This is a genomic window from Asanoa sp. NPDC049475 (assembly GCF_040676915.1).
Classification (GTDB): Bacteria; Actinomycetota; Actinomycetes; order Mycobacteriales; family Micromonosporaceae; genus Asanoa.
In genome coordinates this window covers 263,922-288,095 of the sequence record NZ_JBFAPY010000001.1, presented here as the reverse complement: position 1 = coordinate 288,095, position 24,174 = coordinate 263,922, and the positions used below count along the sequence as shown (strand labels likewise).

Genomic DNA, 24,174 nt, shown 5'->3' with positions numbered 1-24,174 from the left:
CATCGCACCTGGATTCGCCCTGCGGGTCGGGCTGGTTCGGCCGCGCGGTAGCGTTCCCCGCGTGATGGCCGACTCTGAGACCGAGAAGCTGCCCATCCGGATGCTCCACGACCGCGTGCTCGTCAAGCTTGACGGCGCCGAGGGCGAGCGCCGTTCGACCGCCGGCATCGTGATCCCGGCCACCGCGTCGATGGGTCGGCGGCTGGCTTGGGCGACGGCCGTCGGCGTCGGCCCGCACGTCCGCTCGATCGTGATCGGCGACCGGGTGCTCTTCGACCCCGAGGACCGTTCCGAGGTCGAGTTGCAGGGCCGCGAGTACGTGCTGCTCCGCGAGCGCGACGTGCACGCCGTGGCCGCACAGCGGGTGGAGGACGGCTCCACCGGGCTCTACCTGTAGGTCGGACCCCAGTAGGGCGGCCGGTGGTACGGCACCGGCGGGGCCAGCACCACCGGGATCGGCACCACCGGGTCCTCCGGCGCGGCGAGCGGCCGCTGCACCCCGTCCGGGAACATCACCTGGTAGCCGGTGCCGTCCCAGACGGCCGGCGGCACCTGCGGGTCCCGGCCGACGAACACCTGGCGGTGCGCCGAGATCTCGGCCAACAGCCGCTGCTCGTCCTCGGCGGCCCGCGCCCGGTCGGCCGGGCGGCTGTCGAGGCCACGGTCGAGCCCGTCGCGCAGCAGCGCGAGGCGGGTGGCGGCGAACTGGAACTCCTTCATCGCCTTGAGCCCGGGCGGTCCGGCCACCCGGCGCGCCCATTGCCGGGCCGAGTGCCGGCGGGCCAGTGAGCCGAGCGCGGCCACCTCGGGCGGGCTGAGCCAGCCGGCGCGCACGTAGACCGGCAGCGCCCGCTCGGTGAGCCGGCCCTCCCAGCCACGCAGCCAGATGGTCAGGCCGACCACGGCGAAGAACACCGGGACCATCACCGCGATGTAGCCGTACAACAGGATCAGGCCCTCACCCGTGGCCTGGGCCAGCGTCGGCACCAGGTTCCAGGTGCCGTGCAGCATCATGGCGACCAGGAGGCCGGCCAGCGGGGCGCAGACGCGCACCCAGCGGTCGGCCGAGCGGGCCGCGATGCCCAGCCCGATGCCGGTCATCGACGTGAACAGCGGGTGGGCGAAGCCGGTCAGGAAGATCCGGACGATGAAGGTCAGGATCAGCATCTGCGCGCCGAACGCGGGGCCGTACTGCTCAGCGCCCGCGGCGTACCCGTGGCCGCCGAGGTAGAGGATGTTCTCCACCATGGCGAAGCCGACCGCGGACAACCCGCAGTAGACGATGCCGTCGGTGATGCCGGAGAACTCCCGCCGGAACAGCACCAGGATGAGCGCCGGGCCGAGGGCCTTCATCGTCTCCTCGATGAACGGTGCCACCAGCACGGCGACCAGGCTGTCGGGGAGGCCGACGTTCGCGAACAGGTGCACGGCCCCGGTGTTGACGCCGTAGGAGGCCAGGGTCGCGACGAACGCGCCCCAGGCGAACGCGACGGCGAGCAGCAGGGCCGGCTCGGGCTCGTAGCGGTCGAGCCAGAGGAAGCAGGCGACCAGCACCGGCACCGGCAGGATCGCCGCGGCCAGGCCGATCACCGTGGCCTGCACACCGATGTTCCAGCCCAGCACGATCGACATGGCGATCGCGCACAGGGCGATGAAGCCGATCACGCCGAACAGCACGCCGACGCGCCAGCCCTGACCATGCTTCACTGGCCCCTTCGCGAGCGTGATCATGGGCGGCGTCATGGAGACAGCGTAGCGACGCTGCCCACACCGCCGTCGATCACGAGCGAGAATGGTCGGGTGAGGGATCTTGCGAGCGCCTGGCGGTCCGCCGCCCGGGGCGCCGGTGCGACCGCCGACGACCACGCCGTCGACGCCGAAGGCTCCGCGCTGTTGGCCCGCTGGGCCGAGCCGCACCGGCATTACCACACGCTGGAGCACCTGGCGACGGTGCTTTCCATCGTGGACGAGGAGGCCGACCGGGCCGAGCAGCCCGACCTGGTGCGCCTGGCCGCGTGGTTCCACGACGCCGTATACGACCCGCACACGCCCGGTGACGGCAACGAGCGGGCCTCCGCCGAGCTCGCCGTGGTGTCGCTGGTCACCCTGGGCGTGCCGACAGCGGCGATCGACGCGGTACGCCGCCTCGTGCTGCTCACCGCCGGCCACGCGGTGCAGGTCGGCGACGCCGACGGCGCGCTGCTCTGCGACGCGGACCTGGCCGTGCTGGCCAGCTCACCGGCCGCCTACGACGCGTACGCGGCCGCCGTCCGGAGCGAGTACGAGTTCGTGCCCGACGCGGAGTTCCGCGCCGGCCGCGCCGCGATCCTGCGCCGGCTGCTGGAGCTGCCCGCGCTCTACCGCGACCCGGAGCTCGCGCGGCGCTGGACCGAGCCGGCCCGGGCCAACCTCATTCGTGAGCTGGGCGCTTTGGACCATTGAGGTGCTTCGGGCGGCGCAGGCCGGACTCCCGCAGCACCCGCGCGATCTCCCGGCTCGGCACGACCGTCGCTCCCAGCCAGACCGCCATCGCGAACCGGTTGGCCGGCAGGTCGTAGTGGTCCCGGTCGAAGGCGCGCCGGGGCGAGCCGAGCATCTCGGCGAAGACGTGCAGCTCGGCGTACGAGACGTCGCTGACCAGGTGTGACCAGAGTCGCCCCCGGTGCGGCCACGCGGGCGGATCGAGATAGACCACGAGAGAAGGCTAACGTCGCGGGTATGGCTGACCTCGTGACGCGGTTGACCGCGGTGCTGCCCGACGGCGCCGTCCTGACCGACCCCGACCTGCTCCGGGTGCACCAGCGCGACGAGGCCGACCTGGTGCCGTACGGGACGCCGGCCGTCGTGGTCCGGCCCCGGACGACCGCCGAGGTGGTCGCGGTGGTGAAGACGGCCGCCGAGGCGGGTGTGCCGGTCGTGCCGCAGGGTGCCCGCACCGGCCTGGCCGGAGCAGCCAACGCGGTCGACGGCGCGATCGTGCTCTCCACGGTCGCGATGGACCGGATCGTCGAGATCGACCCGATCAACCGGTACGCCGTGGTGCAGCCGGGCGTCGTCAACGCCTCGCTGGCCGCCGCGGTCGCCGACGCGGGCCTGCGCTACCCGCCGGACCCGGGCTCCTGGGAGTCGTCGACGATCGGTGGCAACGTGGCGACCAACGCGGGCGGCATGTGCTGCGTGAAATACGGCGTCACCGCCGAGTACGTGCTGGGGCTGGAGGTCGTGCTCGCGTCCGGCGAGGTGCTGCGCACGGGCCGGCGTACCGCCAAGGGTGTCGCGGGTTATGACCTGACCAAGCTGTTCGTCGGCTCCGAGGGCACGCTCGGCGTGATCACGGAGGTCGTGGTCGGGCTGCGCCCGGCCGCCGACACGTCGCTGACGCTGATCGCGCTGTTCCCGACCACCGCCGCGGCCGGTGCCGCCGTCGCGGCCATCTCCTCGGGCGGGTTCGCCCCGAGCCTGCTGGAGCTGCTCGACCAGACCCACCTGCGGGCGATCGAGGCGCTGCGCCCGATGGGCCTGCGCACCGACGCCAAGGCGCTGCTGCTGGCGGCGGTCGACACCGGGAGCCGGGCGGCGCAGGACCTGGCCGAGCTCGATGCGGTCTGCGTGGCGGCCGGTGCGCTGGAGGTGTTCGCGGCGACGGACGAGGTCGAGGCGGCCGAGCTGCTGCGGGCGCGGCGGCTGGCCCATCCGGCGATGGAGAAGTTCGCCGCCGACACGTACCCGGAGGGCAGCGGCGGGATCATCGTCGACGACATCGCCGTGCCCCGGACCGCGCTGGCCGCGATGCTCGACGGCATCGAGAAGATCGCCACCGAGTACGCGCTGCCGATCGGCGTCGTCGGGCACGCCGGCGACGGCAACCTGCACCCCAACATCGTCGTGGACCGGCTCGACCCGGACTCGGTCGCGCGGGGCCGCGGCGCGTTCGACGAGATCATGCGGCTCGGCCTCGGCATGGGCGGCACCTGCACCGGCGAGCACGGCGTCGGGCTGCTGAAGAAGGACTGGCTGGCGCAGGAGATCGGCCCGGTCGGCATGGCTGTCCACCGGGCCATCAAGGCCGCGCTCGACCCGGCCGGGCTGCTCAACCCGGGCAAGGTCGTCTAAAGCGCTGCGCTCGTCGGGATCTCCAGGCCGCGGTCGGCCGCCAGGCCGCGCACGTCGGCGGCGCCCATTCGGGCCGCGTCGGCGGTGGCGTCGTCGGGCATCCGCTGGGACTCGCGTTCGGCGTCGACCCGGGCCAGGTAGTGCTCGACCTCGCGGTCCTGGACCGCCTGGTCCCAGCCGAGCACTCCACCCATCACGGCGGCCGCGTGGCGCGCCGACTCGCTGCCCCGGTGTGCGGTCTCGAACGAGATCCGGGTGCGCCGGGTGAGCACGTCGTCGAGGTGCAGGGCGCCTTCCGCGTACGCCGCGTAGGCCACCTCGGCCGCGAGGTATTCCGGTGCTCCGGCCAGCGGGGCCGCCAGCGTCGGATCGGTCTCGACCAGTGCCAGCAGCTCGCCGGTCAGCGTGCCGTAGCGCTCCAGCAGGTGCTCGACCACGCCGGCCGGCACGCCCCGGCGGCGGGCCAGGTCGGCCCGGTCGCGCCAGGTGGCCGCGAAGCCGTCGGCGCCGAGCAGCGGGAGGTCGGCGGTGGTCGACGGCTGACCGCCGCCGAGGCGCCGGACGGCGCGGTCCACCACGTCGGCGGCCATCACGCGGTACGTCGTGTATTTGCCGCCGGCGACCAGCAGCAGCCCGAGCATCGGCTCGATCACCGCGTGCTCGCGGGACAGCTTCGAGGTGGCGTCGGCCTCGCCGGACAGCAGCGGGCGCAGGCCGGCGTACACGCCCTCGATGTCGTCGGTCGACAGCGGCCGGGCCAGCCAGGGGTTGACCTGGTCGAGGATGTACTGGATGTCGCGCGCGGACGCTGCCGGGTGCGACCGGTCGAGCTGCCAGTCGGTGTCGGTCGTGCCGATGATCCAGTGACCGCCCCACGGGATCACGAAGAGCACCGAGGTCGGCGTGCGCAGGATCAGCCCCGCCTCACCGGTGATCGCGCTGCGCGGGACCACGAGGTGCACGCCCTTGGACGCCCGCACCCGGAAGCCCGGGCGGACGCCGACGTCGCCGAGCATCCGCGACATGTCGTCGCTCCACACGCCGGTGGCGGCGATCACCGTGCGGGCGCGTACCTCGAACTCGGCGTCGGGGTCTCCGGGTCGCGCCTCCATGTCACGGACCCGGACGCCGACGACTTCGCGGGCCTGGCGGAGGAAGCCGACCGCGCGGGCGCTGGTCACCATCGCGGCGCCGAGGCTGGCGGCGGTGCGGGCGAGGGTGACGACCAGCCGGGCGTCGTCGACCTGGCCGTCGAAGTAGCGGATGGCGCCGGTGGTCACGTCGCCGCGCAGGCTCGGGAACAGCCGCCGTGCGCCCTCGCGGGTCAGGTGCTTGTGCAGCGGCATGCCCCGGCCGTGGCCGAAGACGCCCGCGAACACGTCGTACGCGGCGACGCCCATGCCGTAGTAACCCCGCCGGAAGGCCCGTCCGGGCAGGCCGCCCGCCTGCAACGGCACCAGGATCGGCACCGGGCGCACCAGGTGCGGTGCGAGCCGGGTGGCCAGCAGGCCGCGCTCGGTCAGCGCCTCGTGGACGAGGTGGAACTCGAGCTGCTCCAGGTAGCGCAGGCCGCCGTGGATCAGCTTGCTCGACCGGCTCGACGTGCCGGCCGCGTAGTCGCGTGCCTCGATGAGGGCGACCTTGAGGCCACGGGACGCCGCGTCCAGGGCGGCGCCGGCGCCGGTCACACCGCCGCCGACGACCAGCACGTCGAACCGCTCGCTGCGCAGGCGGCGCAGGTCGTCGGCTCGCCGGGTCGCGGAGAGGTGGCTGGCGGCGAAACGGGATATCGCGGGGTCACGCACGGGTCCACGGTAACCCCGGCCGACCCTATGCTGGCGCCCATGGCCTTTCCGGCGGTCGCGCACCGGCCCGCACCGCCGCGCTGGCTCGGCGTCGTGGCGACGATCGTGGCCGGCTGCTGGATCGTCCTGGGCACCGTGGTCAGCCAGAGCCTGGGCTACCTGGCCGACCAGTTCGCCCTCCTGACCGCGATCTCGCTGCCGGGCTGGCGGTGGCCCGGGGTCGGTCTGCTGGGGTTCCTGCTGGTCTGCGTGCCGGCCCTGCTCGCCGGCGTTCTGGCGACCGGGGCCGCGCTCAAGGCGGCCGGCCGGGCCTGGTTCACCGCTGCCGTGGTGCTCGCCGTGCTGACCGCGACCCGCGCGGTCCCGCTGGTCCAGCACGAGCTCTATCTGGCCCTGCTGGCGGCCCTGGCCGCGATCGGTGCGCTGGTCATCGCCCGGCCCGCCCGCCTATGGCCGCCACCACTGGCCGCTGCCGGCGGGGTGCTGCTGCTCCTCCCGTGGCTGTGGCTGGGTGCGCTCGGCGGGGTGCTGGAGACCGTGCTCGCCGTGGTCGCCTCGGCTTGTGTGGGGTGGCTCGCGGCGGCGCTGCTCGGTCCGGCGTTCTGGGCACCGATGGCCGGGTGGAGCCGGGTGCGGACGATCTGGGTCGGTGGACCGCGGGCCGGTGTCGTGCTGGCCCTGCTCGCTGCCGGCGTCGGGCAGAGCGGCCCACACCTGCTCGTGCTGCTCGGGCTGCCCATGGTCGGGATGGCCCTCGCGGCGCTGCGCTCCTCGGGCGGAGCGGAGGTTGCCTGGCTGGTCGGGCTCGGCGTGGTCGGGCCGCTGGCCTTCACCGATCCCGAAGAGGTCTCGCTGCTGCTGCTCGGCCGCGACGTGCCGTTCTGGGCATTCGTCGCCGCCGGTTGTGCGCTCTTCGCCGGGGTGCTGCTCGCACTGGGCTTCGGACTGCTGCGTCTGGGACGGTCCATCTCCGCCGGGCTCGCCGCGCTGCTCGTGCTGGGCGGTGTGGCGGTCTATTTCGGGCCTGGTCAGCCCGGTTTCGCCGGGGAGCGGTTGTTCGTCGTGCTCTCCAGCCAGGCCGACCTGTCGGGTCTGCCGGGCGGGACCGGTCAGGCCGCGTTGACCGCGCGCACGACCGAGGTCTACCACCGGCTGGTCGCGCACGCCGACCGCACCCAGGCGGATCTGCGCCGCGACCTCTCCCGGTGGCACCTGTCCTATACGCCGTATTACCTGGTCAACGGAATCGAGGTGCACGGCGGCGGCCCGGCGCTGCGTGCGCTGCTGTCGCGCCGGTCCGAGGTCGACCGGGTGCTGCTCGACCAGCGGCTGCGCCCGTTGCCGGCGCCGGCGCTGGCCCTGCGCGGAGGCACGTCGCCGGCACCGACCGCCCCGCAGTGGAACCTCACCCAGATCGGCGCACCGGCCGCCTGGGCGACCGGTGCGACCGGCCAGGGCATCGTGATCGGCAGCTCCGACTCCGGCGTCGACGGCACGCACCCCGCTCTGGCACCGGGCTTCCGCGGTGGCGACGACTCGTGGTTCGACCCGTGGCTGGGCACGGCCAGGCCGACCGACGCCGGTGTGCACGGCACACACACGCTCGGCAGCGCGGTCGGGCGGGGCGGCATCGGGGTGGCGCCCGGCGCGCAGTGGGTCGGTTGCGTCAACCTGGCCCGCAACATGGGCAACCCGGCCCACTACCTCGACTGCCTCCAGTTCATGCTCGCGCCGTTCCCGCCGGACGGCGACCCGTTCACCGCCGGACGGCCGGACCGGGCGCCGCAGGTGCTGACCAACTCCTGGGGTTGCCCGTCGATCGAGGGCTGCGACCGGCGGTCGTTGGAGCCCGCGGTCACCGCGTTGTCCGCAGCCGGCGTCTTCGTGGTCGTGGCGGCCGGCAACACCGGGCCGACCTGCGGTTCGGTCGCCGACCCGCCGGCCACGTATCCCTCGGTGCTGACGGTGGGCGGGGTCGACTCGGCGGGCACGCTGGCTCCCTCGTCCAGCCGCGGGCCGGCCCCGGGCGGGGTCGACAAGCCGGACGTGGTCGCGCCCGGCGTCGACGTCGTGTCCGCGCTGCCCGGCGGGCGGTACGGCGCGTTGACCGGCACCTCGATGGCCGCGCCGCACGTCGCCGGCGTGGTCGCGCTGCTCTGGTCGGCCAACCCGGCCCTGATCGGCGACGTCGCGCGGACCCGGCAACTGCTGCTCGGCACCGCCGGACCACCGGCGTCCGGCGAGCGGTCCTGCCCGTCCCGCGCGGGCGGCCTGGTCGACGCGGCAGCGGCCGTGCGCGCGGCCAGGTAGCCTCCCGCTCGTGGATCATGCGTACGAGCTCGCCGAGCTGACCCCCGACCGCGTAGCCGACGTCGCCGCGCTCTGCCGGGTGGCGTTGGACCTGCCCTCCGACGCCGCCGAGGCGGACGCGATCGTGGACAGGCTGCGCGTTCCCGGGCCGGTTTCCGGGTCGGCCGGCGACCGTCGTACCACTGGTTGGGTCGCCCTGTCCGGCCCTTCCGTCGTCGGGGTGGTGCTCGGCTCGACCGGTTACGGCGACGCGGCGGTGGGACACGTCGACCTGATCGCCGTGCACCCCGACCATCGGCGGCACGGCATCGGTCGGGCGCTGCTGGGCCGGGCGGAGTCGGCGCTGGCCGAGTTCGGCGTCACCTCGGTGGCGCTGGTCGGCAACGCTCCCGTGTACGCGTGGCCGGGCATCGACGTGCGCTACACGGCGGCGGTGTGCCTGGCCGAGGCGTCCGGCTACGAGCGGTCCGACATCGCGTGGAACATGACCGCGGACCTGACACCGGGGTCGCCCGCACTGGCGCCGACCGCGGAGGCGGAGGCCCGGCTGGCGGCGGTCGGAGTCGCGGTGCGCCGCGCGGTGCCGGCCGACGTGCCGGGGTTGGCGGAGTTCGCCCGCCGCGAATTCGGGCCGGGCTGGGGCGCCGAGGTGGAGGCGTCGGCGGGGATCCACTACGCGGTGCGGGACGGTGCCGTGCTCGGGTTCGCCTGCTGGGGCTCGTCGCGGCCGTCGTACTTCGGGCCGATGGGCACGGCCGCCGCCGCCCGCGGTCTGGGCGTCGGAGGTGTGCTGCTGCGCCGATGCCTGCGCGAACAGCAGGCGGCCGGGCTGCCGTCGGCACAGATCGGCTGGGTCGGTCCGGTGCCGTTCTACTCGGCCAACTCGGGCGCGCGCATCGAGCGGGTCTTCTTCCTCTACCGGCGACAGCTGGAAGGCCTGTAGCCCGCGCGGTGCATTGTGTCGCGAAACCCAGCGGGACGGGGTTCCAGCCCCTACCGTGCCGGCATGAGCCTCGAGGACGAGCCGACGGCATCGGAACCCTCTGGTGACCTCCCCACGGCCGGCGACCCACCGCCGCCGGTGGACGAAGACCTGACCCTCCCCAGCGACTTCCCCGTGCCAGGACCGCCCCGCAACGCCACGAGCCGAGCGGACAAACGCCGCAACCAGCGCCGCTAGCAGCCGCCGCGCCCGCCGATCTCGGCGCGCGGCCCCACCCGCTTTGCTCTGCACCCATATACGCACCACCGCTCTGACCTGCGGTGCGTATATGGGTGCAGAGCAAAGCCCGCGCAACCGCGGACAGCCGAAAGGGCGGCCCGCTCGCGCGGACCGCCCTTTCGTTTGTTGCTGGTGGACTTAGAAGTCCATGTCACCGCCACCCGGCGCAGCCGGGGCCTTCTCCTTCTCCGGCTTGTCCGCCACCACAGCCTCGGTGGTGAGGAACAGGGCCGCGATCGACGACGCGTTCTGCAGCGCCGAACGGGTCACCTTGGCCGGGTCGATGATGCCGGCCTTGAGCAGGTCGACGTAGTCACCGGTCGCGGCGTTGAGGCCGTGGTTGGTCTCCAGGTTGCGGACCTTCTCCACGACGACGCCACCCTCGAGGCCGGCGTTGACGGCGATCTGGCGGAGCGGGGCGTCGAGCGCGATCTTCACGATCGTCGCGCCGGTCGCCTCGTCGCCGACCAGGTCGAGCTTGTCGAAGGCGGTCTTGCCGGCCTGCACCAGCGCGACGCCACCACCGGGGACGATGCCCTCTTCGACGGCGGCCTTCGCGTTGCGGACCGCGTCTTCGATGCGGTGCTTGCGCTCCTTGAGCTCGACCTCGGTGGCCGCGCCGACCTTGATGACCGCAACACCGCCGGCCAGCTTGGCCAGGCGCTCCTGCAGCTTCTCGCGGTCGTAGTCGGAGTCGCTCTTCTCGATCTCGGCACGGATCTGGTTGACCCGACCCTGGATCTGGTCCTGGTCGCCACCACCGTCGACGATGGTGGTCTCGTCCTTGGTCACCACGACCTTGCGAGCGTGGCCGAGCATGTCGAGGCCGACAGCCTCGAGCTTGAGGCCCAGCTCCTCGCTGACGACCTGGCCACCGGTGAGGATGGCGATGTCGGTCAGCATGGCCTTGCGGCGGTCACCGAAGCCCGGGGCCTTGACGGCGACGGACTTGAAGGTGCCACGGACCTTGTTGACGATCAGGGTGGCCAGGGCCTCGCCCTCGACGTCCTCGGCGATGACCAGCAGCGGCTTGCCGCCCTGCATGACCTTCTCGAGGATCGGGAGCAGGTCCTTGACCGACGAGATCTTGCTGTTGACGATCAGGATGTACGGGTCGTCGAGGACGGCCTCCATACGCTCCGGGTCGGTCCAGAAGTAGGGCGCGATGTAGCCCTTGTCGAAGCGCATGCCCTCGGTGAGCTCGAGCTCGAGGCCGAAGGTGTTGCTCTCCTCGACGGTGATGACGCCTTCCTTGCCGACCTTGTCCATCGCCTCGGCGATGATCTCGCCGACGCTGGTGTCACCAGCGGAGATCGAGGCGGTGGAGGCGATCTGCTCCTTCGTCTCGACGTCCTTGGCGATCTTGGCCAGCTCCTCCGCGACGCGCGCGACGGCGGCCTCGATGCCCCGCTTCAGGGCCATCGGGTTGGCGCCGGCGGCGACGTTGCGCAGGCCCTCGCGGACCAGTGCCTGGGCGAGGACGGTCGCCGTCGTCGTGCCGTCACCGGCCACGTCGTCGGTCTTCTTGGCGACCTCCTTGACCAGCTCGGCCCCGATCTTCTCGTACGGGTCCTCGAGCTCGATCTCCTTGGCGATGCTCACACCATCGTTGGTGATGGTGGGCGCGCCCCACTTCTTCTCGAGCACGACGTTGCGGCCCTTGGGGCCCAGCGTCACCTTGACGGCGTCGGCGAGGGTGTTCATTCCCCGCTCGAGGCCGCGGCGCGCCTCCTCGTCGAACGCAATGATCTTGGCCATACGGCGTTGTCCTCCTGGACACTCGCGGCTGCCGCGGCCTGGTCGGCCACGGAGAACCGCCTGTTTACGCACCTTCGGACGTCACTACCTGGCGACAGTGACGTCCGCCGGCCGGGCCGGATAGCCCGCGACGACCGGCCCCTTGCCGAGCCCGTCTCCTTAGGGCTCGACGGTGGCCCCACCGCCCCGACCATTGGCACTCACGGTTGGTGAGTGCCAATGACTTGTTTAGCACTCGGACCAGGCGAGTGCAAGCGAAGTCGGCCGCCCGGGGCACCGCGCCGGGTCCCCGTCGAGACCGGATGATCACCGTCGGCCGGCAGCGCGTACCGGGGGCGTTTAGTGACCGGTCGATTGTTGAAAGGTGCCCCTGTCCGCAATGGGCAAAGTCGCGAATAGATGGCGAGATTCGATGCATGATGCAACCGTGCGGCCGCTCACAAAGCCAAAGAAGCGCCGACCCCGTTCATGGGATCGGCGCTAGGTCGTCGCGGACCCGGGTGCGGTGCCCGGCTGGACTTCGCTTCAAATTAGGCGGACCTGCTCCGCCTGCGGGCCCTTCTGCCCCTGCGCGACCTCGAACTCGACGCGCTGGCCGTCGTCTAGCGACTTGTAGCCGTCCATCTGGATCGCGGAGAAGTGGACGAAGACGTCCTGACCTCCATCGACCGCGATGAAACCGTAGCCCTTTTCACTGTTGAACCACTTCACGGTGCCCTGTGCCACGGTGCACTTCCTAACCTTTGATGCGCCTGCCGGTCCAAGACCGCCCATTCAAGGTTGTTGGTGAGCCCTCGAACATTGCGGCCGAAATCGTAAGGTACACGAGGAGTGACGACCGTGCACTACCCCAAAATGGACACGCTCAGCGCCCTTACCGACGCCTCGCTCGTTAACCGAACGTGTTTCGAGGCAGACACGGCGCACAGCCCGGCCGGCATCGGTCCCGTGCACGGAACACGCTCCCAATCGTCGCCGTGGTCCTGCTGATCGTCGCCGGCACTGCCTTCGCGATCCGCCACGTGGTGCCGAAGGAGCAGGTCACAGCCGCTTCGGCGAAACGAGCGGGCCAGGCGGCGGCCCGCGGCCGGACCCCCGAGCTGCGGGTCGGAGCCGTCACCGCACAGGTCGACGGCTTTCTCTCCTGGGCGTTGTTGGACCGGCGGAGCGGACGGATCACCGGCTCATCGAACATGGCCGAACCGAGCGACACCATGTCGATGGTGAAGGCATGGTTGGCCGCCGATTACCTAAGACTTTCCGAAGATAAAAGCGAGGAGCCTTCGGTTTTTCGGCTGCACCAGCTGTCCATCATGATCCGGGACAGCGACAACGACGCCGCCATCGTCGTGTACGACCTTCTCGGCGGCCAAGACTCGATCTTTCGAATGATCAACATGTGCGGCCTCACCGACAGCGCGCCGGATGCGTACAACTGGAGCACCACCGTGATCTCGGCCCGCGACACGGTGCGCCTTGCGGACTGCATCGCCGACGGCCGTGCGGCGGGCCGGCGTTGGACGCAATGGTTGCTTTCGGAGATGCGCGCCGTACGCGGAACCGGCGATTTCGGCGTCCGCCTCGCATTGCCGCAACCGGCCGCGGCCACCGTGGCGATCAAGAACGGCTGGCTCCTGCGCGACACGGACGGCCTTTGGCACATGGCCTGCCTGGCGATCACGGACCAATGGGCGATCGGCGTATTACTGCGTTATACAGGCACCCTCGGATTCGAGTACGGAGCCGCCCGGTGCGCGACGGTCGGCGCCCAACTCCTGGCGCCGTCGACGCCGTTGGCTACACCCTCCGCGTGAGCTCTCCCGGCCAGGCATGATCAGAACCATGCCCCTGCTCTTCTCGTACGGCACGCTCCGCGACCCGGCCGTCCAACGCGCCAACTTCGGCCGGGAGCTCGGTGGCCGCACCGATGCCCTGCCCGGCTACACGATGGGCGTCCTGGAGATCACCGAGCCGACGGTGATCGCCGTGAGCGGCACCGCGCACCACCCGGTGGTCACCCCGACCGGCAACCCCACCGACCGGGTCGAGGGCATGGTCTTCGAGCTCACGGACGAGGAGTTGCTCGCGGCGGACGGGTACGAGGTGTCCGACTACCGCCGCGCGCTGTGCCCACTGACATCGGGCGCCCAGGCCTGGGTCTACGTGGCCGCGTGAGGCGGCCGCGCGTTGCGGCTCGCCCGGGCCGGCAGGTAGGCATGCCAGCATGACCGGGACCGCGCAGCCGCCGCTCCCATTGCCGCCTTCGGTCGAGGTCCGCCGGGTCCGTCCCGCGGACGCCGCCCGTACCCGGGCGCTCCGGCTGGAGATGCTCGCCGACTCCCCGTTGGCCTTCCTGGAGACCCTGGCGCAGGCGGCGGCCCGGTCGCACGCGGAGTACAAGGCCCGCATCGCGGAGACCTCGGCGGGCGACCGGACAGCCCAGTTCATCGCCGTGGCCGATGGCCGCGTGGTGGCCCACGCGGGCGGCACGGTCGTACCCGAAGAGCCCGGGGTGACGGTGATCTTCGCGGTGTACGTGACGCCCACGTGGCGCGGGAAGGGGTTGACCGGCGCCCTGACGGAGGCGGTGGCGGCGTGGTCGCGCGCGGCCGGGCGGCCGGACCTCATGCTCGAGGTGGTCGTGGGGAACGACCGGGCGGTGCGGGCCTACGAACGCGTCGGCTTCGTCGATACGGGAGTCAGGCTGCCGCACCCGACGACGGCGGCGATGACCGAACTACAGATGCGCCGCCGCGCCTGACCATCAGCCCAGCAGCGCCCGAACCTGCTCGGCGAACGCACGCGGGTGGGTCAGGTTCCCGTTGTGCCCGCCCGGGAACGGGGTCGCCTCGACGCCGAGATGGCCCGCCAGTGCCAGCGCGGCCAGGTAGTCGAAGCCGTCCTGAGGACTGGTGGCACCGACCGCCGGGATGATCCGCCCGTTTCGGGGCACGTCGCTGAGCAGCAGGGTGTCGTTCAAGGCGGCGTCGAGGTCGGTGGCGAGGAAGTACTCGAAGTTCGCGGCCCGCTGCTCCGTGAACGGGAATGCCGTGATGCCGGGCTCGGTGGTCTGGTTGCGGGGGTCGATGCCCAGCACGGAGGCCACCTCCGCGGCGGCGGCCCGCCACCCCTCGGCCTGGTGCACGCGCCGCACGTTGGCCAGCTTGGCCCGCGCTACCTCGCGATCGGCAGGTGAGAGGAACGGCAGGGCGATCGGCTCGTGGGCGATCAGGCGGTTTATCGCGTGGGGATGGGCCCGCGACATGTGCAACCCGATGACAGCCCCGAGACTGAGTCCGAGCATGTCGGCGGGCGCGTCAGTCACCTGCCGAAGCACCGCCACCGCATCGTCAGCATGCCGGCGAATGGAGCCCGCCCCGTCGCGTTCATCGACGCGCCGAACGACCGAGCCCGCGGCGGCGACGACACGCCGAGGCACCGAGTCCGCCGCGGCACCGCCCTCGACACGCGCGCGCACCGAGCCCACGCGCTCGCGCTCGCCCTCGCCGGCAAGCGGACGAACCGAACCCACGGCGCCACGGGCGCCGATGTGCTGACGGATGGAACCCGCGGCGTTGCGGTCGTCGACAGTGCTCCGGGAGAGGCCGCGGCGGTCATAGGTGACGACCGTGAATCGGCTGGCCAGGTGCTTCACGAGGTCGACCGTGCGGTCGGCGTCTCCCTCGCCGCTTTGCGAGATGAGCAGGACCGGGCCGGAGCCGGTCACCTGGAACCAGATGCGAGCACCGTCGACAGCGACGTAGTCGTTCATGTCCACCGACGCTAAAGCATCATTTCTGATGCATCAAGAGTGATGTAATCTACGGAACATGACCCCCGTCGAGATCATCCTGTTGGGCCGCACGCTGATGAAGATCGGCGAGCAGGCCCTGCCCGCTCCTGAGGACGGCTCGCCGCCAGGCGGCGAGCGCACGGTGGTCATCGTGATGACGGACATCTACGAGAACCCCGGCACCACGGTCGGCGAGGTAGCCCGCCGCACAGGCCTGCCACAAAGCGCCGTCTCCGGCTCGGTCGCCCGACTCCGCTCGGTCGGCTCGGTGATCTCCGAACCAGACCCGAAGGACCGCCGCCGCCAACTGCTGGCCCGCAACCCCGAGCTGACCCCTCGCCGCCGCACGGTGGCGACCGCAACCGTCGACGAGGCGGTCGCGGCCGCGCTGGGCGACGAGCACAGCCCCGCCGACTTGGCGGCCGTCCTGGCCGCCCTGGAAACCCTCGGGGACCGCCTCACCCCACAAACCCTCACACGCCTGCGCCCCGACGCCTGACAGTGACCAGACGGCCCGGCAAGGGCGGCGACTCGGCAACGACCGCAGGGCCGGCCGCGGTACGCGACTCGGCCCTGCGTCGTCAGGTTGGATCAGGCGGTCGTGTGGCGGCGGGACTGCACCACCCGGAACCGGTTGCTCACGTATGCCCCGTCGGTCAGGGCCGCGTTCGCCGCCGGGTTTGCGCCCGTCGCGTGGAAGTCCGAGAACGCCGCTGACTGGTTCACGAAGACGCCACCTGTCAGGTTGCAGGACAGGTGGACGCCCGCGTCCAGGGAGGCGCTCTCCACCGCCGACAGGACAGCCTCCGACGTCGAGTAGACCGCCGCCGTCAGCGCGCCCTTCTGCAGCACAGTCGACCGGAAGATGTCGATGCTCGCGTCCGTCGAGTCGGTGGCGATGACGAACGAGATCGGGCCGAACCACTCTCGGCCGTAGACCGCCGTGTCCGCTGCCGTCAGTTTCACCACCGTCGGCGTGCGGACCGTGGCTTCGGCGAAGGCCGGGTGGGCGACCTCCGACGACGGCAGCACCGCCTCGCCGACGGAGGCGACCTCGGACAGGCGGGTCAGCACCCCGTCGTTGACGATGGCGCCGGTGATCTCCACCGCGCGGGCCGGGTCGCCCGTCAGCTTCGCGACCGTGGCCGCGATGCCGGCGGCTACCTCGTCGAAGGTCTTGTGGCCCTGGTCCGTTTCGATGCCGGCCGCCGGCACCAGGATGTTCTGCGGCGTCGTGCACATCTGGCCGCTGTAGAGCGTCAGCGAGAAACCGATGTTGCGGCACATGCCGGCGAAGTCGTCGGTCGAGTCGACGATGATCGTGTTGACGCCGGCCTTCTCCGTGTAGACCGCAGCCTGGCGCGCGTTGGTCTCCAGCCAGTCGCCGAACTCCGTCGAACCCGTGAAGTCGATGATGCGGACCGCCGGGTCGAGGGCCAGCGTCTTGGCCAGGCCCTCGCCGGGCGCCTCGGCGGCCAGCTGCACCAGGTTGGGGTCGAAGCCGGCCTCCTCCAACACCGCCCGCGCGTAACGCACGGTGATCGCCAGCGGCAGCACGGCGCCCGGGTGCGGCTTGATCACGACCGGGTTGCCCGTGACCAGACTCGCGAACAAGCCGGGGTACGAGTTCCAGGTCGGGAACGTGTTGCAACCGATCACCAGCGCCACGCCGCGGGGTACGACGTGGAAGGTCTTGGTCATCCGCAGCGGGTCGCCCTTGCCGGCCGGCTTCTCCCAGCCGGCGGTGGCCGGGTGGCGGGTCATCTCCGTGTACGCGTACGCAAGCGCCTCCAGCGCCCGGTCCAGCGCGTGGGCGCCACCGGCCTGGAACGCCATCACGAAGGCCTGGCCGCTGGTGAACTGCACCGCGTTGGCCAGCTCGAAGATGTGCGCGTGCAGCCGCGCCAGGATCTCCATGCAGACGCCCGCGCGGGCCTGCGGGCCGGCGTCGCGCCACGCGGGCAGCGCCGCGGTCGCGGAGGCGATCAGCGTGGCCGGGTCGACGTGGGGGTACGACACGAGCAGCGGCACACCGAACGGACTGCGCTCGGTGGCCACCCAGTCGGTGACGCCGGGCTGGTCGAGCGGAAACTTCGCGTCGAGGTAGCCGCGGAACGCGGCCTCTCCCTCGGCGGCGGCGGTCTCACCGTAGACGCGCGGGCTGGGCGACTCGGGGTAGGCCGACCAGTAGCCACGGTCCTTGATCGCGGCGGTCGCTCGCTCGAGCGTCGCGGCGTGGCTGGCGAACCAGCTGTGCGGGGTCTCCGTCATACCAGCCATCTTGCCTCCTCGAACCCGCCCCGGTGCGGGCAGAACCGCCAGGCTCCGGTTCGGATCTGAGGCCAGCCGGCGCCCGGGCCCCGCCGTCACATACGAATCCGGGCCTACAGCGCGATCTGCCAGCTGTGCCATTCGTCGACCGGACGGAAGCCGATGGCCTCGTTGATCGCGACCATGTGCGCGTTGACCGCCGCGTTCCAGGTGTCGACCGCGCGCAGGGCCGGCTCGGCGGCCAGCACCGCACGTAGGTTCTCGACCTTGACCAGCACGCCCAGGCGGTGGCCGCGATGGTCCGGGTCGACCAGGGTGATCTGCTGGAAGGCGTGCCAGTCGGGGGTGTCGTTGAACTCGATCGCCGTGATCGCGACCAGGCGTCCGCTGGCGTCGTGCCGCGCCGCCGTCGTGTAGGCGCGCCGGCCCCGCCGCTCGCGGGCCACCTCGGTCTCCCGGAGCCGCGTGGTGTCCATCTTCATGCCCTCGACCGCCAGGTCTCCGGTCGGCGCGTCGGACATCAGCCGGCCCTCGAGGTAGGCCTGGGCGGCGGCGAACTCCTCCGGCGTGGCGCCGCTCCAGCTCACCAGGCTGTAGCCGGCCGCCAGCGGCCACGCGGCCCCGACCAGCGAGTCGAGCGAGGCCTGGTCGATCGTCGCGACGTCGAGCCGGCGCCGGATGTCGGTCAGGGCCAACGAAGCACCGGTGGCGCGGGCGAAGGCGTCACCGTCGACCGGGCGCGCCGCGCCGCCGGGCAGGGCGCACACCGCCTCGCCGATCAGGTGTTTGCGTCCGTCTGCCCGGGACGCCTCGATCGCGTGGTCCAGGAGCGCGCGGCCGACACCGCGCCGCCGCATCGACGGGAGCACGTCGATGTTGAGGTCGGCGGTGCCGGTGTTGTCGAGGTACGGCAGGCGTAGCTCGAGGAAACCCGCCGGCACCCCGTCGAGCGTGGCCAGCGCGTGCTGCTTGTGCACGCCGGGCCACGGGTCGGTCAGGCCCACGGAGAACGCCCGAGGGCACACGGGCGCGAAGTCGGGCACGTCGAAGGCCTGGCTCTGCGAACGGATCGCGTACGCGTGCTGACCGCCGTCGGCCCCGAGCGGGGTCACCTCGATGCTCATGCCCGCCAGGGTGCCCAACCCCGGACGGGCACGCGAGCGATTTACGTCCCTGTGCGGCTAACGGCCGGGAACGGCGAAGGCCCCGTCCATCGGACGGGGCCTTCGGCAACGTTTGGTCGGAAGGGCGGTCGCACAACGCCTCCGGCGCTGGGTCGCTAGAACTTCAAAAGTCTACGGCGGCTCGCCCTCCCGCACGGAGCATCCTGCGAGATACCCATCATGGTCGTCAAGTCCCTGTAGACATGTTTTCTCGACGGACGGCAAAATCACCGCTACGGGGAGCACATGTTGCATCACCCGAACGTATGAGTCCATCCTGGATAACGGCCTCCTCAGCCCAGCAGACCGGCCTCGCGAGCTGCCCGAAGCGACGGCTTGACCCGATAGGTCGGCCCGACGAGCTCGGCCACGGCGTCGATCGTCTTGAGCCCTTCGCCGGTGTTGAAGACCACAGTCTCCAAAGAGGGATCCAACCGGCCGGACGCCACCAGCTTCAGCAACACCGCGGTGGTCACCCCACCGGCGGTCTCGGCGAACACCCCGGTGGTACGGGCGAGCAGCTGGATCGCGTCGCGAATCTCGTCGTCGGACGCGTAGTCCATCCAGCCGCCGGTGCGCTTGACCGCCTCGAGCGCGTAGAGCCCGGCCGCCGGGTCGCCGATGTTGAGCGACTTGGCGATGCCGATCGGCCGCACCGGGACGATCTCGTCGGTGCCGTTGTGCAGCGCGGTGGCGATCGGGTTGCAGCCCGCCGACTGCGCGCCGAACACGCGCCAGCCGCCGGCCGGCGCCTCGACCAGCCCGATCTCCACGAGCTCGGTGAACGCCTTGTCGATCTTGGTGAGCAGCTCGCCGCTGGCCATCGGGATGACCACCTGCGCCGGGATCCGCCAGCCGAGCTGCTCCGCCACCTCGTAGCCGAGCGTCTTGGAGCCCTCCGCGTAGAACGGCCGGACGTTGACGTTGACGAACGCGGTGTCCTCGAACTCGTCGGTCTCGACGAGCTCGCTGCAGAGCCGGTTGACGTCGTCGTACGAGCCGTCGATGGCGACGAGGTCACCCCCGTACACGGCGGTCGTGATGATCTTGCCCTGCTCCAGATCGCCCGGGATGAAGACGATCGACGGCACGCCGGCCCGGGCCGCGTGCGCCGCCACCGAGTTGGCCAGGTTTCCGGTCGAGGCGCAGGCGAAGCGGGTGAAACCGAGCCCGCGGGCCGCGGTCAGCGCGACCGAGACGACCCGGTCCTTGAACGAGTGGGTCGGGTTGGCGCTGTCGTCCTTGACCCAGAGCGGCGCGGTGAAGCCGAGCTCGGCGCCCAGCGAGGGCGCGGAGACGAGCGGGGTGAGGCCGGGGTTGAGCGTGACCCGGCTCGACGGGTCCTGCCCGACGGGCAACAGCGGCGCGTAGCGCCAGATGTTCTGCGGGCCGGCGACGATCTGCGCGCGGGTGACCCGGGCCAGCGCGGCGGGGTCGTACGCCACCTCCAGCGGCCCGAAACACTGGTAACAGGCGTGCTGGGCGGCGAGCGGGTATTCCGCTCCGCAGCCGCGACAGACGAGGGCGCGGGCCGGCGAGTCGGAGACGGAGGGGGCGGTTTCGTCGATGGTCGACGTCATGAGGGAGGTCCTCTCATCTTCCCCACGCCGCACCATGCGACGGGGACGGAATTGGCACCTGCGCACCGCGACTCCGCTATGAGTCGACGGCGGTGGTTGCCGGGGCGTCTTCGGGCCGTATCCCTCAGCCCCTCTGGATGAGGTATTCAGTTGTGCGTACCAGGGTAAGGCCTAGACCCGAGAAAGGTCCTGTCGCTTCTCAGCCTGTGAACCAGACCTCAGGCGATCAACTGGTCACGTCCTTGCGGGTGAAGCGCCAGAAGGCCAGCGACCAGAACAGCGTCGCGTAGACCACCGCCGATATCGCGCCCTTGACGACGTCGTCGAACTGCGTCGGCGTCGAGAGCAGCCCGAGCCAGGCCGTGCTGTAGTGGGTCGGCAACAGGTTGCGCACGGCGCCCAGCGCGCTGATCTGGTCGAGGATGCTCGACAGGATCCACAGCAGCACCGCGCCGCCGACCGCTCCGAGGGGTGCGTCGGTCGACACCGACAGCAGGAACGCCAGCCCGGCGACGACGAGCAGCACGACCGCGAGGTAGCCGAGGATGCCCAGCAGCCGCACCAGGCCGGCACCCGGCGCGATCTCGTTGGCGACGGTGCTGCGCAGTGGCTCCCAGCCGTACCTGGCCGTGCCGAGGGCCAGCGCCGTGCCCGCCAGGGTGAGCAGGGCCAGCCCCGAGTAGCCGAGCGCGACGACCAGCTTGACGGCCACCAGCCGGGCGCGCGGCACCGGCACCGCCAGCAGGTAGCGCAGGCTCCCCCACTGCGCCTCGCTGGCCACGGTGTCGCCGCAGAACAGCGCGACGGCGACGACCAGCAGGAAGGTCGCCGACACGTACAGGCAGAACAGGGTGAAGTTGAGCCCGCCCGAGGTGGCCAGGTCGATCAGGCTGCCGAACTCGCCGCCGCCGTTGTCGTCGTCGCCACCGTTGTCGAACTGGAAGGCGACCAAGATGATCAAGGGCAACGCGACCATCAAGCCCAGGGCCCATCGGGTACGCGCACGCGACCACTGCCGCCGCCACTCCGCGCGGATCGGGAGCGTCCGGGACGCGCGATAACCGGCAGCCGCGCCCGCCTGGAGGTCGGTCATCAACGGTCTCCGCTTCCACTAGAGCTCTCCCCCACCAGGGCGAGAAACGCGTCCTCGAGGCGGCGCCGGGGCACCACCCGCTCCACCCCGATGCCCGCCTTCACGAGCTCGGCGACCACCTCGCTGCGCGCCGTGCCGTTGGTGTCGACCACCAACTGCCGCGAGTCGCCCTCGACCGAGACGGAGCGCACGCCCGCGAGCTGCCCGAGCACGCCGGCCGCCGCGGTCGCGTCGGAGACCTCGATCTGCACCGTCGGCGACTCACCGACGATCTCGTCGACCTGACCCGACGCGACGATCGCGCCCTTGTTGACGACCACCACGTGCGTGCAGGTCTGCTCGACCTCGGCCAGCAGGTGGCTGGAGACCAGCACCGCGCGCCCGTCGGTGGCGTAGCGCTTGAGCACCCGGCGCATCTCGGCGATCTGCGGCGGGTCGAGCCCGTCCGTCGGCTCGTCGAGCACCAGCAGCTCGGGCAGGCCCAGCATGGCCTGGGCGATGGCCAGCCGCTGCCGCATGCCGTGGCTGTAGGTCTTCACCCGGCGGTGCACCGAGGCACCGAGGCCGGCGATCTCGAGCGCCCGGTCGAGCTCGGCCTCGGCCTCCGGCCGGCCGGTCGCGGCCCAGTACGCCTTCAGGTTGGCCAGGCCGCTCAGGTGCGGCAGGAAGCCCGGGCCTTCGACCAGCGCGCCGATCCGGGACAGCACCGGGGAGCCCGGCACCAGCTGGTGGCCGAACACGTGGATCTGGCCGGCGGTGGGGTTGGTCAGGCCCATCAGCACCCGCAGCGTCGTCGTCTTGCCCGCGCCGTTGGGGCCGAGCAGGCCGACCACCTGGCCGCGCCGCACCTCGAAGTCGACCCGGTCGACCGCCACGAAGTCGCCGTACTCCTTGCGCAGCCCGTCGACCCGCAACGGCACGTCGGCGTACTCGGGATGCACCGAGGTGTCGTGGCGGTTCCGCCGCCGGCGCACGACCAGGACGACCACCACGAGCCCGATCGCGATGGCGGCGAGCAGGCCGACCAGCACGTACCGCCAGATGACCTGCGGGCTGGCGATCGGCTCGCCGGTCACGGTCGGCAGCGTGACGGCGGTGGCGTCGTCCGGCACAGCCACCGTGTAGACGGCCGGCTGGTTCGGGGTCGCGAACGCCTGGTCCGCGGTCGCGACCGCGATCCGCAGCGTGTGCCCGGCCTCGACCCGGTGCACGACGGCGGGCAGGGTCACCTCGACCGGCTGGGCCTGACCGATGTCGGCCGGCAGCCCGGTCAGCCGGACGGGCGCGACCAGCCCGCTGGACAGCGTCGCCACGCCCTTCGGGTCGACGTCGTAGAGCTTGACGAACAGCACCGCCTCACCGGTCGGGGACGCGGCCCGGATCCGCACGGTCGGCGCTCCGACGACGTCGAGGGGCCGGTCGAGCGGCTCCGAGGTGAACCGCGCGTGCTGGCCGGGCAGGTCGGTGACGATTCCGTTGACGAACGAGGAGAGCCCACCGCCGGTGCCGGGCAGCGACGAGATCGCCGCAGGGTTGCCGGAGGGCGGGTTGGCCACCGGCTGCGCCGGTCCGGAGACGGTCACCGTCGAGTTCGAGGTGCCGGCGAGCCCGGGGTACGTCGGGTCGGAGTAACCGCTGGTCACCACGCCCCGGTCGAGCGCGTTGAAACCGGTGATCCGCGACCAGGTGAAGCTGGTGGACGGCGTGTCACCGACGCTCTTGACGTAGTGGTCGAGCCACTGTGCCATGAGGAACTTGACCCGGTCGCGGTCGGACTGCGGCCCGTCACCGCCGTCGTGGCCACCGGTGAACCAGGCGACCCGCACCGGCGTGCCGTTCGCGGCGATGCCCCGGGCGTTGGCGTCGGCCTCCGAGAGCGGGAAGAGCGTGTCGGCCGTGCCCTGCACGAGCAGAGTCGGCGCCTTGATCCGGCCGAGCACCGCAGCGGGACTGGAGCGCCGCAGCAGGTCGACGGCGGCCTGGTCGGCCCGGCCGGTGGTGGCGATCCGTTGGTACGCGGCGCAGACGTCGGCGGCGAACCGGCCGCAGGACGGGTCGGCGCCGGCCAGGTTTCCGGCGGTCGCGGCACCGGCCGGCAGCTCGCCCAGTGCGCCGAGGCCGCTGCCCGCGCCGTTGCCGAAGAAGAGCCCGGCCCACGTCTTCTTGAAGACGCCCTCGACCGGACCGCGCCCGGTCGACTCCGGCAGGAAGGCGCCGGCGAGGTCGTTCCACGTGGCCATCGGCACGGCGGCGTCGATCCGGGGGTCCTGGCCGGAGAGCAACAGCGCCAGTCCGCCGCCGTAGGAACTGCCGACCACGCCGACCCTGGGGTCGCCGGGTGCGTCGGTGCGGATCTCCGGCCGGGCGGCGAGCCAGTCGACCAGGCGCTGCGCGTCGCGTACCTCGTAGTCGGGGTCGTCCAGGTGGATCTGCCCGCCGCTGCGGCCGAAGCCCCGCGCGGTCCAGGTCAGCACCGCGTAGCCGATGCCGGCCAGGTCCTCCGCGTCGGCGTAGGTGCTCTCCTTGGTGCCGCCGAAGCCGTGTGCGAGCAGCACCGCGGGCACCTTGTTCGTCGCCGACGCGCCGTCCGGCAGGAACAGCCGGGTGTCCAGGTCGACCGGCTCGTCTCCACCGGGACCGGACCGGACGCTGATCCGGGCGTCCTGCGTGCGGTAGTCAGGGTCGTCCGGCCAGGCCGCCCAGGTGACGGCGCCGGCGAGGACGAGCACGGCCGCACCGGCCGCTAGGAGGCGACGGCGGACCCGGGACAGGGGTGGCGACATGCCGCCAAAGGTACGGCGTACGCGCTGAGCGTTCTCTGAGTGTCAATGGCCGCCGGTCGGTGGGACGCATGCTTATCCCGCGAAATCCGACGTATCGCACCGACCGGGCAATGAACCGACAGCAAGTTACACAGCGTGAAGATTCGCCTCTTGATCCATCACGCACGGCCATAGAAACCGACGGATGAAGGAGAAATGGCTGTTCGGTTTGGGCCGGCATGGGTGCCCCTCCACTAGTTTCTCCGTCCGGTGGACGGGACGGCCGGGGCAGATGTTTTCGCCC

General features: G+C 71.7%; 20 protein-coding genes, 1 pseudogene and 1 riboswitch. Of the genes and pseudogenes, 10 read left to right on the top strand and 11 right to left on the bottom strand.

What is annotated here, in order from left to right:
* Positions 1-64 precede the first annotated feature (64 nt).
* Positions 65-397, top strand: a complete 333-nt coding sequence (locus AB0J88_RS01345; protein WP_089253609.1) for a co-chaperone GroES — start codon at positions 65-67, stop codon at positions 395-397.
* Here the strand turns inward: AB0J88_RS01345 and AB0J88_RS01340 are convergent.
* Positions 388-1,677, bottom strand: a pseudogene (locus AB0J88_RS01340) (PrsW family intramembrane metalloprotease); the annotation flags it as partial. The gene AB0J88_RS01345 and the pseudogene AB0J88_RS01340 overlap by 10 nt on opposite strands.
* A 123-nt stretch (positions 1,678-1,800) precedes the next feature.
* Between AB0J88_RS01340 and AB0J88_RS01335 the strand changes: the two are divergent.
* Positions 1,801-2,442: a metal-dependent phosphohydrolase gene (locus AB0J88_RS01335; protein WP_364362155.1), complete on the top strand. Its 642-nt coding sequence runs from the start codon at positions 1,801-1,803 to the stop codon at positions 2,440-2,442.
* On the opposite strand, the gene AB0J88_RS01330 is transcribed toward AB0J88_RS01335, so the two are convergent.
* Positions 2,411-2,695, bottom strand: a complete 285-nt coding sequence (locus tag AB0J88_RS01330; RefSeq protein WP_364362154.1) for a DUF4031 domain-containing protein — start codon at positions 2,693-2,695, stop codon at positions 2,411-2,413. The two genes, AB0J88_RS01335 and AB0J88_RS01330, sit on opposite strands and share 32 nt — an antisense overlap.
* A 23-nt stretch (positions 2,696-2,718) precedes the next feature.
* Here AB0J88_RS01330 and AB0J88_RS01325 point away from each other — a divergent pair, with 23 nt between their 5' ends.
* Positions 2,719-4,113: an FAD-linked oxidase C-terminal domain-containing protein gene (locus AB0J88_RS01325; protein ID WP_364362153.1), complete on the top strand. Its 1,395-nt coding sequence runs from the start codon at positions 2,719-2,721 to the stop codon at positions 4,111-4,113.
* Here the strand turns inward: AB0J88_RS01325 and AB0J88_RS01320 are convergent.
* Positions 4,110-5,903, bottom strand: a complete 1,794-nt coding sequence (locus AB0J88_RS01320; RefSeq protein WP_364362166.1) for a glycerol-3-phosphate dehydrogenase/oxidase — start codon at positions 5,901-5,903, stop codon at positions 4,110-4,112. The two genes, AB0J88_RS01325 and AB0J88_RS01320, sit on opposite strands and share 4 nt — an antisense overlap.
* Positions 5,904-5,957: 54 nt before the next feature.
* Here AB0J88_RS01320 and AB0J88_RS01315 point away from each other — a divergent pair, with 54 nt between their 5' ends.
* The 3 genes from AB0J88_RS01315 (at position 5,958) to AB0J88_RS01305 (ending at position 9,408) form a co-directional block, all read left to right on the top strand.
* Complete coding sequence (locus AB0J88_RS01315) at positions 5,958-8,228, top strand: S8 family serine peptidase (protein WP_364362152.1); 2,271 nt, start codon at positions 5,958-5,960, stop codon at positions 8,226-8,228.
* Between the two features lie 10 nt (positions 8,229-8,238).
* Positions 8,239-9,171 (top strand): GNAT family N-acetyltransferase, encoded by a 933-nt coding sequence (locus AB0J88_RS01310; RefSeq protein ID WP_364362151.1) that lies wholly within the window; start codon positions 8,239-8,241, stop codon positions 9,169-9,171.
* A 63-nt stretch (positions 9,172-9,234) separates the two neighbouring features.
* Positions 9,235-9,408, top strand: a complete 174-nt coding sequence (locus tag AB0J88_RS01305) for a hypothetical protein (protein WP_364362150.1) — start codon at positions 9,235-9,237, stop codon at positions 9,406-9,408.
* Positions 9,409-9,588: 180 nt separating this feature from the next.
* Here AB0J88_RS01305 and groL read toward each other — a convergent pair whose 3' ends face one another.
* Together groL and AB0J88_RS01295 are read right to left on the bottom strand one after the other, a co-directional pair.
* Positions 9,589-11,208 carry a chaperonin GroEL gene (groL, locus tag AB0J88_RS01300; RefSeq protein WP_364354581.1) on the bottom strand — a complete coding sequence of 540 codons (1,620 nt, stop codon included), beginning with the start codon at positions 11,206-11,208 and terminating at the stop codon, positions 9,589-9,591.
* A 525-nt stretch (positions 11,209-11,733) separates the two neighbouring features.
* On the bottom strand, positions 11,734-11,934 hold the full coding sequence (locus AB0J88_RS01295; protein WP_089253617.1) for a cold-shock protein: 201 nt from the start codon (positions 11,932-11,934) through the stop codon (positions 11,734-11,736).
* A gap of 251 nt (positions 11,935-12,185) precedes the next feature.
* Between AB0J88_RS01295 and AB0J88_RS01290 the strand changes: the two genes are divergently transcribed.
* The 3 genes from AB0J88_RS01290 to AB0J88_RS01280 are packed head-to-tail and all read left to right on the top strand — an operon-like array spanning position 12,186 to position 13,969.
* Positions 12,186-13,022 carry a serine hydrolase gene (locus AB0J88_RS01290; protein ID WP_364354578.1) on the top strand — a complete coding sequence of 279 codons (837 nt, stop codon included), beginning with the start codon at positions 12,186-12,188 and terminating at the stop codon, positions 13,020-13,022.
* Between the two features lie 28 nt (positions 13,023-13,050).
* A complete protein-coding gene (locus tag AB0J88_RS01285) occupies positions 13,051-13,383 on the top strand; it encodes a gamma-glutamylcyclotransferase family protein (protein WP_364354575.1) in 333 nt (110 codons plus the stop codon).
* 49 nt (positions 13,384-13,432) lie between these two features.
* Positions 13,433-13,969 (top strand): GNAT family N-acetyltransferase, encoded by a 537-nt coding sequence (locus AB0J88_RS01280; protein WP_364354572.1) that lies wholly within the window; start codon positions 13,433-13,435, stop codon positions 13,967-13,969.
* Between the two features lie 3 nt (positions 13,970-13,972).
* Here AB0J88_RS01280 and AB0J88_RS01275 read toward each other — a convergent pair whose 3' ends face one another.
* On the bottom strand, positions 13,973-14,980 hold the full coding sequence (locus tag AB0J88_RS01275) for an alpha/beta hydrolase (RefSeq protein ID WP_364354569.1): 1,008 nt from the start codon (positions 14,978-14,980) through the stop codon (positions 13,973-13,975).
* Between the two features lie 58 nt (positions 14,981-15,038).
* On the opposite strand from AB0J88_RS01275, the gene AB0J88_RS01270 reads away from it, so the two are divergent.
* Positions 15,039-15,500: a helix-turn-helix domain-containing protein gene (locus tag AB0J88_RS01270; RefSeq protein WP_364354566.1), complete on the top strand. Its 462-nt coding sequence runs from the start codon at positions 15,039-15,041 to the stop codon at positions 15,498-15,500.
* 92 nt (positions 15,501-15,592) lie between these two features.
* Here AB0J88_RS01270 and paaN read toward each other — a convergent pair whose 3' ends face one another.
* From paaN to AB0J88_RS01245, 5 genes are all read right to left on the bottom strand, one after another.
* The gene (gene paaN, locus AB0J88_RS01265; RefSeq protein WP_364354631.1) at positions 15,593-17,272 is read right to left on the bottom strand and encodes a phenylacetic acid degradation protein PaaN; all 1,680 of its coding nucleotides are present in this window, start codon (positions 17,270-17,272) and stop codon (positions 15,593-15,595) included.
* Positions 17,273-17,385: 113 nt separating this feature from the next.
* Positions 17,386-18,396, bottom strand: a complete 1,011-nt coding sequence (locus AB0J88_RS01260) for a GNAT family N-acetyltransferase (protein ID WP_364354563.1) — start codon at positions 18,394-18,396, stop codon at positions 17,386-17,388.
* Positions 18,397-18,728: 332 nt separating this feature from the next.
* Positions 18,729-20,015, bottom strand: coding sequence for a threonine synthase (thrC, locus tag AB0J88_RS01255; RefSeq protein WP_364354560.1), 1,287 nt, complete (start codon positions 20,013-20,015; stop codon positions 18,729-18,731).
* Positions 20,016-20,025: 10 nt separating this feature from the next.
* Positions 20,026-20,159: riboswitch (SAM riboswitch) on the bottom strand.
* A gap of 82 nt (positions 20,160-20,241) precedes the next feature.
* A complete protein-coding gene (locus AB0J88_RS01250) occupies positions 20,242-21,108 on the bottom strand; it encodes an ABC transporter permease (protein ID WP_364354557.1) in 867 nt (288 codons plus the stop codon).
* The gene (locus tag AB0J88_RS01245; protein WP_364354554.1) at positions 21,108-23,891 is read right to left on the bottom strand and encodes an alpha/beta fold hydrolase; all 2,784 of its coding nucleotides are present in this window, start codon (positions 23,889-23,891) and stop codon (positions 21,108-21,110) included. The genes AB0J88_RS01250 and AB0J88_RS01245 overlap by 1 nt, the downstream gene beginning before the upstream one ends.
* Between the last annotated feature and the right edge of the window lie 283 nt (positions 23,892-24,174).

Excerpts from the sequence above, each read along its gene's own strand:
- paaN (WP_364354631.1), bottom strand. The coding sequence starts at position 17,272 with ATGACGGAGACCCCGCACAGCTGGTTCGCCAGCCACGCCGCGACGCTC.
- AB0J88_RS01325 (WP_364362153.1), top strand. The coding sequence starts at position 2,719 with ATGGCTGACCTCGTGACGCGGTTGACCGCGGTGCTGCCCGACGGCGCC.
- AB0J88_RS01245 (WP_364354554.1), bottom strand. The coding sequence starts at position 23,891 with ATGTCGCCACCCCTGTCCCGGGTCCGCCGTCGCCTCCTAGCGGCCGGT.
- AB0J88_RS01270 (WP_364354566.1), top strand. The coding sequence starts at position 15,039 with ATGACCCCCGTCGAGATCATCCTGTTGGGCCGCACGCTGATGAAGATC.
- AB0J88_RS01285 (WP_364354575.1), top strand. The coding sequence starts at position 13,051 with ATGCCCCTGCTCTTCTCGTACGGCACGCTCCGCGACCCGGCCGTCCAA.
- AB0J88_RS01345 (WP_089253609.1), top strand. The coding sequence starts at position 65 with ATGGCCGACTCTGAGACCGAGAAGCTGCCCATCCGGATGCTCCACGAC.
- AB0J88_RS01305 (WP_364362150.1), top strand. The coding sequence starts at position 9,235 with ATGAGCCTCGAGGACGAGCCGACGGCATCGGAACCCTCTGGTGACCTC.
- AB0J88_RS01315 (WP_364362152.1), top strand. The coding sequence starts at position 5,958 with ATGGCCTTTCCGGCGGTCGCGCACCGGCCCGCACCGCCGCGCTGGCTC.
- groL (WP_364354581.1), bottom strand. The coding sequence starts at position 11,208 with ATGGCCAAGATCATTGCGTTCGACGAGGAGGCGCGCCGCGGCCTCGAG.
- AB0J88_RS01250 (WP_364354557.1), bottom strand. The coding sequence starts at position 21,108 with ATGACCGACCTCCAGGCGGGCGCGGCTGCCGGTTATCGCGCGTCCCGG.
- AB0J88_RS01280 (WP_364354572.1), top strand. The coding sequence starts at position 13,433 with ATGACCGGGACCGCGCAGCCGCCGCTCCCATTGCCGCCTTCGGTCGAG.
- AB0J88_RS01260 (WP_364354563.1), bottom strand. The coding sequence starts at position 18,396 with ATGAGCATCGAGGTGACCCCGCTCGGGGCCGACGGCGGTCAGCACGCG.
- thrC (WP_364354560.1), bottom strand. The coding sequence starts at position 20,015 with ATGACGTCGACCATCGACGAAACCGCCCCCTCCGTCTCCGACTCGCCG.
- AB0J88_RS01275 (WP_364354569.1), bottom strand. The coding sequence starts at position 14,980 with ATGAACGACTACGTCGCTGTCGACGGTGCTCGCATCTGGTTCCAGGTG.